This window comes from Kluyvera intermedia, from assembly GCF_034424175.1.
Classification (GTDB): domain Bacteria; phylum Pseudomonadota; class Gammaproteobacteria; order Enterobacterales; family Enterobacteriaceae; genus Kluyvera; species Kluyvera intermedia.
On sequence record NZ_CP139986.1, the window covers coordinates 4,400,339 to 4,413,867 of the forward strand.

Sequence of the window (13,529 nt, forward strand, 5' to 3'; positions counted from 1 at the left end):
CGATCATGGCTATGGTACAACCCAAATCTCAGAAACTGCGTCTCTTCACCACGCACCTTCTGCTACTGATTTTCATTGCGGCGATTATGTTCCCGCTGCTGATGGTTATCGCGATTTCACTGCGCGAAGGTAACTTCGCTACCGGCAGCCTGATTCCGGAAAATATTTCCTGGGAACACTGGAAGCTGGCGCTGGGCTTTAGCGTTGAACATGCGGATGGCCGCGTCACGCCGCCGCCTTTCCCGGTTCTGTTATGGCTGTGGAACTCGGTGAAAATCGCGGGCATCACCGCTATCGGTATCGTCACGCTCTCTACCACTTGTGCTTACGCGTTTGCCCGTATGCGTTTCCCGGGCAAAGCCACTTTGCTAAAAGGGATGTTGATTTTCCAGATGTTCCCGGCGGTGCTGTCACTGGTCGCGTTGTATGCCTTGTTTGACCGCCTGGGCCAGTACATTCCGTTTATCGGCCTGAACACCCACGGCGGGGTGATCTTCGCCTACCTCGGCGGCATTGCGCTGCACGTGTGGACGATTAAAGGTTACTTCGAAACCATTGATAACTCATTGGAAGAAGCAGCGGCGCTGGATGGCGCTACCCCATGGCAGGCATTCCGCCTGGTCTTGCTGCCGCTCTCCGTACCGATTCTGGCGGTGGTCTTTATCCTGTCGTTTATCGCCGCAATTACCGAAGTACCGGTTGCATCACTGCTGCTGCGTGATGTGAACAGTTACACCCTGGCCGTGGGTATGCAGCAATACCTCAACCCGCAAAACTATCTGTGGGGCGATTTTGCTGCAGCGGCTGTTCTTTCCGCCATCCCTATTACCGTGGTCTTCCTGCTCGCGCAGCGTTGGCTGGTAAACGGCCTCACGGCCGGCGGCGTGAAGGGCTAAGTTTCATCGTTACATACACAAAATCATTCGAGGTGCATTAAGGCGGCAAGCGAATGAATCCCAGGAACGTACACAAGTACGTGACTGGGGTGAAAGAGTTCAGCCAACGTAGAGGCAACTTGAATGATGACGTGTATACGCCACTGATATCATCCTCAACTTGTATTAACCCTAACTTGTGACTGTTTGGCGCTCTTCGGAGCGCCATTTTTTTAGTTGAGGTGTAGCGTCCGAAAGTAGCCCGGACGAGGCGTCTGGAAGGTTCGGCACTCATCCCGGCGGCGCTTCGCTTGGCCGGGCTACGGGTGCAGTGTAGGCCCGATAAGCGCAGCGCCATCGTGCAATCCAGCGCGGGTCATTCTCGCTTGAGCCGTTTCGAGTTACATAACCATAGCGTAATCACCAGCAGCAAAATGGCAGCGGAGTAAATCAACACATCCAGCGGCGAGGTATGATCAACAATAATCAATCTCACAATCGCCGTAATACCGATATAGACAAAATAACGCAGCGGGAAGTGAAAACCGGATTGAAAGTACTTCACAATCAGGGCAATGAATTCGAAGTAAAGGAAATAAACAACTAATCCTTCTACCAGCTCATATTTACTGGTGCGTTCCGGTGCGAACAACACATCAGCCAGATGCAAAGTTTCTTTACCGAGGAAAACGATCAGAATCAAGCCAAGGCATAGCAGCCCCAGATTCAATACGGTCTGGAGAATGGTGGAGATAAATTCCACAAGGGGGCGTGATAGTGACGTCATTGCGAGCACCTCTTTTGCTGGGCCGAGCCTTTTGTATAGCGTAAAAGTGTGATCTAGATCTAGTTTTTTCATCACTATCGTCCCATTCCGTACGCCCATAAATCGGTTACAGAATGCACTTAACTTAGGGTCATTATTCTTGTCATCTTTGGAAACATTTCTCTTTTTACACCCTAAAAAGAAAAAAATTTTTCTTTTGATTACGTGATCGACTTAACTAAATCCCCTATCAAGGTCAAAAAATAAAAAAATCACACCTTAAAAATCAACGAATTAACATATTAAAAACATAATACAGCCACTATTTTAATAAGAGAATGCTTTTCCCCATTACCCGATAAATAGTATGGAATTAGAGTAAGTTTTTTCTCAAGAAAAAATCTACATTAGCCCTACTAACAACACGTTTATTCTGGAAGTGCATAGCATGAGCAATGATAGTTCCTCACTCTTTATTCAGTGGTTAAAGAAAGAAGTCGCTCCGGCATTAGGCTGTACTGAGCCGGTTGCTATCGCATTCACAGCAGCCTATGCGGCAAAATATCTGGATCAGCCCTGCGATAAAATCAGCGGTTTTATTTCGGCCAATCTGTATAAAAATGCCATGGGCGTAACCATTCCCGGCACCACCGTTTCTGGCGTTAATCTTGCAGCGGCCATTGGCGCTTTTGGTGGTCATCCAGAAAAAGGTCTACAAACGCTGGAAGGCATTACGCAACACCATGTTGAATTAGCACAGGCGCTAATTAGTCTGAATAGTGTGAATATCGACGTGCAAGATACGCCCGACTTTATTCACCTCGACCTCACCGTCAACGCCGCTGAACAGGCCTGCCGCGTGGTGGTAAAAGGCTCACATACAAATGTGGTTGAGATTTACCTTAATGGTGAGCCACAAGCATTACCGCAGCCAAAAAATGCCGCTGAAAAGCAGCGCGAACTCTCTACCTTCAGCTTACAAGAAGCTTTCGATTTTATTACCACAGCACCTTTCGAAGACATTGCTTTTATACTGGAAGCCGGTCGTCTGAATTCGGCATTATCGCAGGAAGGCAAAACCAAGAAATACGGTTTGAATATTAACGGCACCTTCTCTGATGCGGTTAATAAAGGGCTGATGAGTAACGACCTGATGAGCAAAGTCATCATCAACACCGTTGCCGCGTCCGATGCCCGCATGGGTGGCGCACCGGTGATTGCGATGTCAAACTTTGGTTCGGGTAATCAGGGAATTACTGCCACTATGCCAGTAGTTACGGTCGCAAATCATCTCAACGCCGATGAAGACACACTCGCACGCGCGCTGGCACTTTCCCACCTGACTGCTATTTCCATCCATTCTCGCTATACGCGACTGTCCGCATTATGCGCCGCCTCAACCGCAGCCATGGGCTCGGCCGCTGGGATGGCCTGGTTATTTACCCGCAATCTCAACACCATCAATGCCGCCGTGATTAATATGGTGAGCGATGTCACCGGGATGATTTGCGATGGTGCTTCAAACAGCTGTGCGATGAAAGTCTCTTCAGTAGTTTCCAGCGCCTTTAAATCCGTACTGATGGCCATGCAGGATAGCTGCGCCAGCGCCAATGATGGCATTGTTTGTAATGACGTCGAGCAAACCATTAATAACCTGTGCCGCTTGGTTATTAAGCCGATGACGCATACCGATAGGGAAATTATCAGCATTATGGTCGCGAAGTAATTCGCGGCTTTCCGCCCATTCCCTAATAAGCCGATTGTTAATTCGGCAGGTATTATCTTATGAGTAAGAAAGCAATACTGCGTGGCATGAGCGCCATTACGCCGCTGTGCATCGGTGATTTTCCATTTTCATTTATTGTCGGTGCATTAAGCGTGAGCGCCGGGATGAGTATCTGGCAAAGTACCGTATGGTCAACTATTGTGATTGCCGGCTCAGCCCAAATGCTGGCGCTAAATATGTTGAAAACAGGCGCCAGCATTGGCGTGATTATTTTCACGACTCTCATTATTAACTTACGCCAGGTGATGCTGCCAACTTACTGATTTAGTGTATGATGGTGTTTTTGAGGTGCTCCAGTGGCTTCTGTTTCTATCAGCTGTCCCTCCTGTTCAGCTACTGACGGGGTGGTGCGTAACGGCAAAAGCACCGCCGGACATCAGCGCTATCTCTGCTCTCACTGCCGTAAAACATGGCAACTGCAGTTCACTTACACCGCTTCTCAACCCGGTACGCACCAGAAAATCATTGATATGGCCATGAATGGCGTTGGATGCCGGGCAACTGCCCGCATTATGGGCGTTGGCCTCAACACGATTTTCCGCCATTTAAAAAACTCAGGCCGCAGTCGGTAACCTCGCGCATACAGCCGGGCAGTGACGTCATCGTCTGCGCGGAAATGGACGAACAGTGGGGATACGTCGGGGCTAAATCGCGCCAGCGCTGGCTGTTTTACGCGTATGACAGGCTCCGGAAGACGGTTGTTGCGCACGTATTCGGTGAACGCACTATGGCGACGCTGGGGCGTCTTATGAGCCTGCTGTCACCCTTTGACGTGGTGATATGGATGACGGATGGCTGGCCGCTGTATGAATCCCGCCTGAAGGGAAAGCTGCACATAATCAGCAAGCGATATACGCAGCGAATTGAGCGGCATAACCTGAATCTGAGGCAGCACCTGGCACGGCTGGGACGGAAGTCGCTGTCGTTCTCAAAATCGGTGGAGCTGCATGACAAAGTCATCGGGCATTATCTGAACATAAAACACTATCAATAAGTTGGAGTCATTACCCTTACGCCATGTCTTATACAGCGCATCGTTATCAAGCCAGGTCAGAGAAGCATCATTCTTTAAAAAATGCTTTATGGCATACGCATTAACCGATGAGGTGTATGCCACCACCATTAAAGAGATGGAGCAGAATAAAAAGGATAAATACCTTTTCTATTTCTCCGCCATGCTTACGTTCTGGGTGGTGTGGGTATTCGCCGATTTCCTTGGCGCGCTGGTTGGAGCCTCTTTCCCCAATATTGAAAAATATGGGCTGGACTTTGCCATGGTCGCCGCATTTATCGCGATAGTGGTGCCGCAGATCAAAAGCCAGGCCTGCACCGTTGCAGCGGTTGTCGCCGCGGTTTCCGGCGTGCTGCTAGTCGTGCTGCCGTACTCGCTGGGCATTGTTATCGCCTCTATTCTGGGCGTACTCGCCGGCCTGAGCGTGGATCTTGCCGAAGAACGGCGCGCAGCACGTGCCAACACCGCTCCTGCTTTGCCACTGGAAGGAGCACTGGAAAATGAATAACAGCCTGTTTTTCGCCCTGACGCTGGGCATGGCCGCAGTCACCTTTCTGATCCGCTATTCCTTTATCGGCATCGCCGGGAAAGTGCGAATGTCCGACCGCGTCAGCAAAACGCTGCGTTTTGTTCCGGTGACGGTACTGCCAGCCATCATCACCATCCAGATCTTGAGCGTTAATTCCAGCATGGAGTTCGATCTAAAAAACCCGAAGGTGATCGCCGCGATCGTCTGCACGCTTGCCAGCTTCCGTCTCGGCCTGGTCTGGGTGGTTGTCAGTGGTGTCGGTACGCTGGTTTTGTTGAATTACTTTATGTAGTTGAGTTGAAATTAGGAGAAGAAAATCATGGTTATCAATACCCCAAATGCCCCTGCGGCAATCGGCCCTTATGTCCAGGGTGTTAATCTCGGTTCGATGGTCATCACCTCAGGTCAGCTGCCGGTGAATCCACAGGATGGCAGCATGTCTGATGATATCGCTGTGCAGGCGCGCCAGTCGCTGGAGAACGTGAAAGCCATCGTTGAGGCGGCAGGTCTGTCGGTGGGCAATATTGTGAAAACCACCGTGTTCGTGAAAGATCTCAATAACTTCGCAGCAATTAACGCCGCGTATGAGGCCTTTTTCACCGAGCACAATGCCACCTTCCCAGCGCGCTCCTGCGTTGAAGTGGCGCGTCTGCCAAAAGATGCTGGGGTGGAGATTGAGGTGATTGCGGTTCCACGTTAATCGCTTCGAGTATCTTTTGTGACGATGATAATCCCGGCGGCGCTGCGCTTGGCCGGGCTACGTATGTGCTCATTGTAGCCCGGACGAGGCGTTTACGCCGACTCCGGGAAGCCCCAACCCGCTAGCGGAAGTTCAGGCTCTTATCACTCGTCATGTTATACAGCTCAAACTTACGTCCCAGCATCTGCCCACCATCACGCGTCAGCGGCGTCCAGCCCACCGATGCCCGGCTGCGGGTTGGGCCGGAAGAGAAGAGATCCATTGGGATATTAACGTAAACCCCTTTGGTGAACTCCCCTTCACCGTATTCGTCCGCCGAGACGTTGGTGATGGTGGCATATGCCCCCACTATCACACCGCTATCGAAGTGTTTTGAGATGTCCAGCGTGCCGCCTTTGTCGCCCGCCAGATACTGCCCGACGCTGGCTTTGACCAACACATCCTGGGCGAACGATGGCGTCCAGTAGGCGGTGAGATGGCCTGTTTTCACGCTGTAGTCGGTGAACTTCATCATGTCCTGCGCGCTACGCCAGTCACGCTGCTTCACATAGTTCGCATTCAGACCAAACGACCAGTTGCTGTCGACCGGGCGATACAACACCTCAGCCCCCGCGCCGCCGTACATGGTTTCCAGGTAGCCACCGTAGACCTGGCCGTAGAAATCATTGCCCAAATACTGGAAGTAGTTGGCCTGCAGGTTATTAACGTAAACATCATTCTCAACGTATTCACGGATATGCGTGCGCACGCGCGGCAGCGATGAATCATCCGGCGGATTGGTGTAATTGAACTTGTCGTAGTTGTTGGCGATATTGGCGAAAATACTGCCGCTGGTCAGCAGGTGGTCGGTCACCCACCAATCTGCGGTACCCATCACGCCAACCTGATACATGTAGAAGCTTTCCGGGCCACCGATCGACTGGCTTAGTACCGGGTCGAGATGGAGGTTAAATCGCGACTTATCCATGTACCAACCCTGCTCGGTTTTATCCGGTATAACCGGGGCCATGCGTTTTTGTACCAGCGGCGTTTCCTGGCCTAACGGCTCACCTTCAAGATGATTCTTTAAACTGGACACTTCGGTTTCCGTAGTGACTTCCGGCAGATTAAGGCGCGTTTCGGTAATACGGATCGTGCGGATCCCTTCGGGCAGATCGTTCATAACGATCCGATTGGCCCGTTCGATCCCCTCGCGCGAATCGCGATATTTCACCTGCTCGCCGGTCACGTACAGCGTGTCGCCTTTCACCTGCATATTTGGTGAGACAAATCCGGCGTTGTACTTCAACTGGGTGAGCTGATTGGCTACCACTGAATGCTGGAGGATGGCGTCCTGCGGCTGCGGACGATAGGCCGGACGTGAGTTATCGTTATACGAAGGACGCAGATCATTAAAGTTGGTGCGCAGAGTAAAGCCAAACATCACGGTATTACCGCGCTCGTAACTCAGGTTGACGTCGGCCCAGTCGGCAACGCGGTAGATGGCGCCGACGTTAAACTTGCTCTTTTGTTCAAGCTTACCGGCGAAGTCCTGCTGGTAGTTATTCCCTTCGTACTCCAGCTTCAGGCGCAGCGGCTGCCATGGCGTCTGGTATTCCACGCCGCCAAACCAGGCCGCCGGGCCGTGGAACATCTGGCTGCCGTCGACGGATCCGGCTTTGCGATAGCTGTTATCACGCGAGCAATATTTATCGCTGTATGAGCAAAATGGATTAGTGGCGTTACCGCTGGTGCCGAGATAACCCCAGCCCAACCCTAAGGAGAAATCAAACGGCCCCCAGGCCTTACTGGCAACCACATATTCCGAGTCAAACAGCCCGGTACCGCCGATATCACGCGCGCCCACCGCCACCTGCGGCATCCAGTAGCTCTCCTCCCACAGGCGCAGCTTCACGTCGAAGGCTTTATCTTTGTAGGTCTGTGAGCCGGAGAAGGCGTCAACGTCGCTGTAATTTTTGGTTCGCACGTCGGTATAACGCAGCGTCGTTTCCAGCCACGGGAACAGCTGTGCGGAGGCAGAATAGTAGCGATACTGGTCGTTATCACGATAGTTCGCACTAAACTCGCCCTCACGCGCCATCCGCGCAGTCGGGGTTTGCAGCAGCCCCACGCCACCAAAATCCGACTGTGAAGGGCCAATAGGGGCGGGATAAGTTTGTGCGTGACAGGCCGCGCTTACTGACAGCGCCAGCAGACTATACAGACAGGTTTTTTTCATTATTCAGGTCTCCGCTGCGTCAGGGAGCGAAGGACAGCAGCGTTCAGCGCCTCATATTTATTCGTCCACAAAGCATCGGCAAAGCCGACAAACACAATGCTGCCGGGCATCGGCTCTACATGGCGCTTATTCCAGTAGGCCACCGGGGCTTTTTGCGTGCGCCCATCCGGGTAGATAACCCACACATAGCTACGATCGGCGCCGCTTAACAGATTGATATTGTCGAGATAGCTCGCCACATCGCGACCCGGCGTAAACGCGATATTCCCCGGTTTATCCACCAGCCCAACCAGCGTAATGGTTGAGGGTTCTCGCCCCAGCCACAGGGTGTAGTTGCCCTGAAGCGGCGGATTATTTTCGCTATGGACGCGGACAATATCCGGGTCGAGCGGAACCTGCAGACGACCCGTGACGGGCATAGCCTGAAGCTGGTGACGTAGCGCGTTAATGGCCCTAGCCGCGCTGCCGCCCTCGTCTGCCGCCAATGCGCTAAGCTGCGCCAGCAGCGCCTGATGTTCACGCTCCGCCCTCGCCGTGGCCTGCGGGGTGTCAATCACCGCGCCAGGCCACCAGCTACCCGCCAATCTGGGTTGACCGACCAAATCAGCCAGTCGCTCGGCATCGGTCAACGTCAACGGTTTAGCAATCCCCGCCTGATGAACTTCAACGGTGCCCGCCGCCTGCGCGGTAAAAGAAAATAGATTCAGGATGGCTGCGGCAATAAGCGTTTTATTCATGATTTCGCGGCCTTAATAAGCGTGGTGTTGACCGGGAAAGTACCCGCACCAAGATACTGTTCTGACTGGCGAATTTGTCCATCGCTGTCAACCCAGTAGCGATTGCGCCAGTGGGTTTCAGTGGTCGTCACCTCTTCTTCCAGTATCCGTACCGAGGTGTTTTCACCGGCCATTGTTAGCGTGTCGCTGCCGTTCCAGCGAAACGTCGAGGTGGCGGTGGCGTAGCGCACCTGCTGATGTTCCGTCCAGCCCATTGTCCGCACCCAGGTGACACCGTCGGTAATCTGATTCGGATGCGCTAGCGGATCGTTCTCAAGGTTATTCACCGTCAGGAGGTTGTCGCCCCCCAGTTTGGTTTTCACCAGACGCCCGTGCTGGGTGACCAGCATCGCCTGATCCTGGGTGAGCCATTTCTGCTGTCCGTTTTCAGAGAAGGCCAGCACGACGAAAATCTGCGGGCCGCCGTTAAGACGCATGTATTGGCTGGCGTACGGCATATTCTGGATATCGTCGTCGGTCAGTTGTACGCCTGATGCGCCAAATACGCTGTCCCATAGGGAATGCCCCAGCGCCTTTGTATTGGGGGAACACGCCTGAAGCAGCAGGCAAAATAGGGGGATAACAAGTCGCTTCACGACGTTTCTCCGGGGGCGAAATAACCACACCGAAGTGTGGTTAGAATTAACGTACCCTTACTTACTGGGTACTGGTGGTCGTGCTGGTTGTGGTGGTGGTTCCGGTGTTGGAACCATCGCCGCCAGCCGCCGTCAGCGCCATACCGACCGCAGAGCCTACGGTGCTGGAGCTGGTGGCGGTTGAACTCCCGGCAGACACAGACGTTGCCGCAGTGCCAGCCGCTTCACCGGTTTCAATCGGTGCCGCGCTGACGCTTGCCGCAGCAAACGCCGATATGGCAAAAATGCCATAGAGAGTTTTCTTCATAAGTATTCCCTTCATTAGATGAATGGAGATATACCTGAAATTTTCAGGCATCATCGAGTATACACAAACCGATGTACGGAATTGACGTAGGGAATATTGAGGAAAGGCTTTTCGGATAATAAGAAAATTGAATATAAGAAATATAATAAATTATTTAATTCAGTAGGTTAAGTTAATTCAAAAAAATAACAATATACGGATAATCCGAAAGCTGTGGGTCGCAGACACGATATTTAGGATTATGCTCAAGAGCAATATAATGCAGAATATCAGGATAAGCAGAATAATCTGACAAAAAAATGCCGGCATTAAGCCGGCATGGAAAATAAATAACCTTACGCGCGCCAGGATTTATAACGGTTGATCAAACCATTGGTCGAGCTATCGTGGCTATCAATTGCCTTATCATCATTCAGTTCCGGCAGAATGCGGTTAGCCAGCTGTTTGCCAAGCTCCACGCCCCATTGGTCGAAGGTGAAGATGTTCAGGATAGCGCCCTGAGTAAAGATTTTGTGCTCATACATGGCGATCAATGCACCCAGGCTGTACGGGGTGATTTCGCGCAGCAGGATGGAGTTGGTCGGGCGGTTGCCTTCGAACACTTTGAATGGCACCACGTAATCCAGGGTCGCAGGATCTTTACCCTGGTCACGATATTCCTGCTCCACCACGTCGCGCGCTTTACCAAACGCCAGCGCTTCGGTCTGAGCGAAGAAGTTAGACAGCAGTTTCGGATGGTGGTCAGTCAGCGGGTTGTGGGTGATGGCCGGGGCGATGAAATCGCACGGTACCACTTTGGTGCCCTGGTGAATCAACTGATAGAACGCGTGCTGGCCGTTAGTGCCCGGCTCGCCCCAGATAATTGGGCCAGTCTGATGCTCAACTTTATTGCCGTTACGGTCAACGTACTTACCGTTGGACTCCATGTTGCCCTGCTGGAAGTACGCGGCAAAGCGGTGCATATACTGGTCGTACGGCAAAATGGCTTCGGTTTCGGTGCCGTAGAAATTGTTGTACCAGATACCAATCAGCGCCAACAGTACCGGCAGGTTTTTCTCAGCTGGCGTGGTGGAGAAGTGTTTGTCCATCGCGTGGGCGCCGGACAGCAGCTCAACAAAGTTGTCGTAGCCTACGGACAGGATGATCGACAGACCAATCGCAGACCACAGAGAGTAACGACCGCCAACCCAGTCCCAGAATTCGAACATATTTGCGGTGTCGATACCGAACTCAGCCACGGATTTACCGTTGGTGGACAGCGCCGCGAAGTGTTTCGCCACGTGCTTCTGGTCACCCGCGCTTGCCAGGAACCAGTCGCGCGCGCTGTGGGCGTTGGTCATGGTTTCCTGAGTTGTGAAGGTTTTAGACGCCACGAGGAACAGGGTGGTTTCCGGGTTCAGCGCTTTCAGCGTTTCGGCAATGTGGGTGCCATCCACGTTGGAAACAAAATGCATGTTCAGATGGTTTTTGTACGGGCGCAGCGCTTCGGTCACCATGAATGGGCCGAGGTCAGAACCGCCGATACCGATGTTGACCACGTCGGTGATCGCTTTACCGGTATAGCCTTTCCAGCTTCCTGAAATAATCGCTTCAGAGAAGGATTTCATCTTCTCCAGTACCGCGTTCACTTCCGGCATCACATCTTTGCCATCAACCACAATCGGGGTATTGCTACGGTTACGCAGCGCAACGTGCAGCACGGCACGGTCTTCGGTACGGTTGATCTTTTCGCCAGAGAACATGGACTTGATGGCACCGCTCAGATCGGTCTCTTTGGCCAGATCCAGCAGTTTAGTCAGGGTCTCTTCGGTGATGCGGTTTTTGGAGAAATCGACCAGCATCTGATCGTCGAAGGTTGCGGAAAACTTGCCAAAACGGTCGCCGTCTTTAGCGAACAGTTCCGCAATGGTAACGTCCTTCATTTCATCGAAGTGTTTCTGTAGTGCCTGCCACGCAGCGGTCTGCGTTGGATTGATATTTTTCATTAGCAATACCCTTCTGATTTAAAAATCGTAACTGTCCTCGATTGTAGCGCCAGTCACAAAAAATTGTGATGGTTTTAATGTTATCGCCCCTCCGGATGACAAAATCGCGCAGAAAACAGACAAAAAAACCGCCTTTATAAGTCTGGTTTCTCAGACCCATGACTGCATGAAAAATCCGCATAACCCCAGCGTTGACAACCTACCCGCTAACCCTTTATTTATAAATGTACTACCTGCGCTCGCGCAGGCCAGAAGAGGCGCGTTGCCCAGGTAAACGGTGTTTGAGGAACCAGTCCTGTGAAAACACCTGAAGGGGAGCAACGCCGAGATGATTGAACAACAGGTTGCGTTCATCATCGGCTACAGGGGCTGAATCCCCTGGGTTGTCACCAGAAACGTTCGCAGTCGCACGTTTCACAAGTGGTGGAGCACTTCTGGGTGAACTCGTAGTTGTTTATCGCTCTGCGCCCACCCGTCTTTCGCTCTTCCCTTGTGCCAAGGCTGAATAATTTGGACTGACTGATATAAGCCAGCCCTCCCCTGACACGAGGTTATTATGACAGCATTAGTAGTCGCCAAATTTGGCGGAACCAGCGTAGCCGATTTTGATGCTATGAACCGCAGCGCCGATGTGGTGCTCTCCGACGCCAGCGTGCGTGTTGTTGTGCTGTCGGCCTCTGCAGGCGTCACCAACCTGCTTGTGGCGCTGGCTGAAGGGCTGGAAACCCCTGAACGTCTTGCCAAACTCGACGCTATCCGCGCGATTCAATATGCCGTGCTGGATCGTTTATCTCACCCAGCCGTTATTCGCGATGAAATCAATCGCTTGCTGGATAATCTGGCAACGCTGGCACAAGCTGCCGCCACCGAACCTTCTACCGCACTGACCGACGATCTGGTGAGCCACGGCGAACTGATGTCGACCCTGCTGTTTGTGGAAATTCTGCGTGAGCGTAACGTTCAGGCGCAGTGGTTTGACGTGCGTAAAGTCATGCGCACCAACGATCGCTTTGGCCGTGCCGAGCCGGACGTTGCCGCGCTGGCAGAACTCTCAGCACAGCAACTGGCCCCGCGCCTGGATGAAGGGCTGGTGATAACCCAGGGCTTTATCGGTAGCGAGAGCAAAGGCCGCACCACCACTCTGGGCCGCGGCGGCAGCGATTACACCGCCGCGCTGCTAGGCGAAGCGCTGCATGCCACTCGCGTGGATATCTGGACCGATGTGCCGGGCATCTACACCACTGACCCACGCGTGGTTCCGGCGGCAAAACGTATTGATGAGATTGCCTTTGAAGAGGCCGCAGAACTTGCGACCTTCGGCGCGAAAGTGCTGCATCCGGCCACCTTGCTGCCTGCGGTGCGCAGCGATATTCCTGTGTTCGTGGGCTCAAGTAAAGATCCGAAAGCCGGTGGCACCCTGGTGTGCAATGAAACCACCAACCCACCGCTGTTCCGCGCGCTGGCGCTGCGTCGCAAGCAAACGCTGCTGACCCTGCATAGCCTGAATATGCTGCACTCCCGCGGCTTCCTGGCGGAAGTGTTCGGGATTCTGGCACGCCACAATATTTCGGTCGACCTGATTACCACCTCCGAAGTCAGCGTCGCACTAACGCTCGATACCACCGGTTCAACCTCTACTGGCGACACGCTGTTGACGCAGTCTTTGCTGATGGAACTCTCGGCGCTGTGCCGCGTTGAAGTGGAAGAGAATCTGGCCCTGGTGGCGATTATCGGTAACGACCTGTCAAAAGCCTGTGGCGTAGGTAAAGAGGTATTTGGCGTCCTGGATCCGTTCAATATCCGCATGATTTGTTACGGGGCATCCAGCCATAACCTGTGCTTCCTGGTGCCGGGTGCGGAAGCCGAGCAGGTTGTGCAGAAGCTCCATCACAATCTGTTTGAGTGATTTAACATCTGTGCCCATAGCGGGAACATGAACATAATTTGTTTGAATAATATTCCATCACGCGATAAACAAT

At 52.7% G+C, this 13,529-nt stretch carries 12 protein-coding genes, 2 pseudogenes and 1 riboswitch; of the genes and pseudogenes, 8 read left to right on the forward strand and 6 right to left on the reverse strand.

Annotation, left to right across the window (positions count from 1 at the left end; translation table 11 throughout):
• Positions 1 to 5 precede the first annotated feature (5 nt).
• On the forward strand, positions 6 to 896 hold the full coding sequence (gene malG / locus U0026_RS21165) for a maltose ABC transporter permease MalG (protein ID WP_062777991.1): 891 nt from the start codon (positions 6 to 8) through the stop codon (positions 894 to 896).
• Between the two features lie 355 nt (positions 897 to 1,251).
• On the opposite strand, the gene psiE is transcribed toward malG, so the two are convergent.
• Positions 1,252 to 1,662 (reverse strand): phosphate-starvation-inducible protein PsiE, encoded by a 411-nt coding sequence (gene psiE / locus U0026_RS21170; RefSeq protein ID WP_062777989.1) that lies wholly within the window; start codon positions 1,660 to 1,662, stop codon positions 1,252 to 1,254.
• Between the two features lie 427 nt (positions 1,663 to 2,089).
• On the opposite strand from psiE, the gene U0026_RS21175 reads away from it, so the two are divergent.
• The 6 genes and pseudogenes from U0026_RS21175 (at position 2,090) to U0026_RS21200 (ending at position 5,668) form a co-directional block, all read left to right on the forward strand.
• Positions 2,090 to 3,367, forward strand: a complete 1,278-nt coding sequence (locus U0026_RS21175) for an L-cysteine desulfidase family protein (protein ID WP_062777984.1) — start codon at positions 2,090 to 2,092, stop codon at positions 3,365 to 3,367.
• A 59-nt stretch (positions 3,368 to 3,426) separates the two neighbouring features.
• Positions 3,427 to 3,675 (forward strand): annotated as a pseudogene (locus U0026_RS21180) (AzlC family ABC transporter permease); the annotation flags it as partial.
• 48 nt (positions 3,676 to 3,723) lie between these two features.
• Positions 3,724 to 4,421, forward strand: a protein-coding gene (locus U0026_RS21185; RefSeq protein ID WP_241973917.1) for an IS1-like element IS1B family transposase whose coding sequence is annotated in 2 segments (ribosomal slippage) — positions 3,724 to 3,973 and positions 3,973 to 4,421 — 699 coding nt in all. Because the reading frame shifts where the segments join, the coding sequence is not laid out codon by codon here.
• A gap of 16 nt (positions 4,422 to 4,437) precedes the next feature.
• Positions 4,438 to 4,947: pseudogene (locus tag U0026_RS21190) on the forward strand (AzlC family ABC transporter permease); the annotation flags it as partial.
• The gene (locus U0026_RS21195; protein ID WP_062779392.1) at positions 4,940 to 5,260 is read left to right on the forward strand and encodes an AzlD domain-containing protein; all 321 of its coding nucleotides are present in this window, start codon (positions 4,940 to 4,942) and stop codon (positions 5,258 to 5,260) included. The pseudogene U0026_RS21190 and the gene U0026_RS21195, both read left to right, overlap by 8 nt.
• Before the next feature lie 27 nt (positions 5,261 to 5,287).
• Entirely contained in the window at positions 5,288 to 5,668 is a 381-nt protein-coding gene (locus U0026_RS21200; protein WP_062779390.1) for a RidA family protein, read from the forward strand.
• A gap of 121 nt (positions 5,669 to 5,789) precedes the next feature.
• Here the strand turns inward: U0026_RS21200 and U0026_RS21205 are convergent, their stop codons facing one another.
• The 5 genes from U0026_RS21205 to pgi all read right to left on the reverse strand — a co-directional run bounded on the left by U0026_RS21205 (position 5,790) and on the right by pgi (position 11,550).
• Positions 5,790 to 7,886 (reverse strand): YjbH domain-containing protein, encoded by a 2,097-nt coding sequence (locus U0026_RS21205; protein WP_062779389.1) that lies wholly within the window; start codon positions 7,884 to 7,886, stop codon positions 5,790 to 5,792.
• Complete coding sequence (locus U0026_RS21210; protein ID WP_062779387.1) at positions 7,886 to 8,623, reverse strand: capsule biosynthesis GfcC family protein; 738 nt, start codon at positions 8,621 to 8,623, stop codon at positions 7,886 to 7,888. Before U0026_RS21210 ends, U0026_RS21205 begins: the two co-directional genes overlap by 1 nt.
• Positions 8,620 to 9,258 (reverse strand): YjbF family lipoprotein, encoded by a 639-nt coding sequence (locus tag U0026_RS21215; protein ID WP_062779385.1) that lies wholly within the window; start codon positions 9,256 to 9,258, stop codon positions 8,620 to 8,622. The genes U0026_RS21210 and U0026_RS21215 overlap by 4 nt, the downstream gene beginning before the upstream one ends.
• A gap of 61 nt (positions 9,259 to 9,319) precedes the next feature.
• Entirely contained in the window at positions 9,320 to 9,565 is a 246-nt protein-coding gene (gene yjbE / locus U0026_RS21220; protein WP_062779383.1) for an exopolysaccharide production protein YjbE, read from the reverse strand.
• 335 nt (positions 9,566 to 9,900) lie between these two features.
• On the reverse strand, positions 9,901 to 11,550 hold the full coding sequence (pgi, locus tag U0026_RS21225; RefSeq protein ID WP_062779381.1) for a glucose-6-phosphate isomerase: 1,650 nt from the start codon (positions 11,548 to 11,550) through the stop codon (positions 9,901 to 9,903).
• Positions 11,551 to 11,794: 244 nt separating this feature from the next.
• Positions 11,795 to 11,992, forward strand: a riboswitch (Lysine riboswitch).
• 114 nt (positions 11,993 to 12,106) lie between these two features.
• Here pgi and lysC point away from each other — a divergent pair.
• Positions 12,107 to 13,456, forward strand: a complete 1,350-nt coding sequence (lysC, locus tag U0026_RS21230; protein WP_062779379.1) for a lysine-sensitive aspartokinase 3 — start codon at positions 12,107 to 12,109, stop codon at positions 13,454 to 13,456.
• Positions 13,457 to 13,529: the final 73 nt, after the last annotated feature.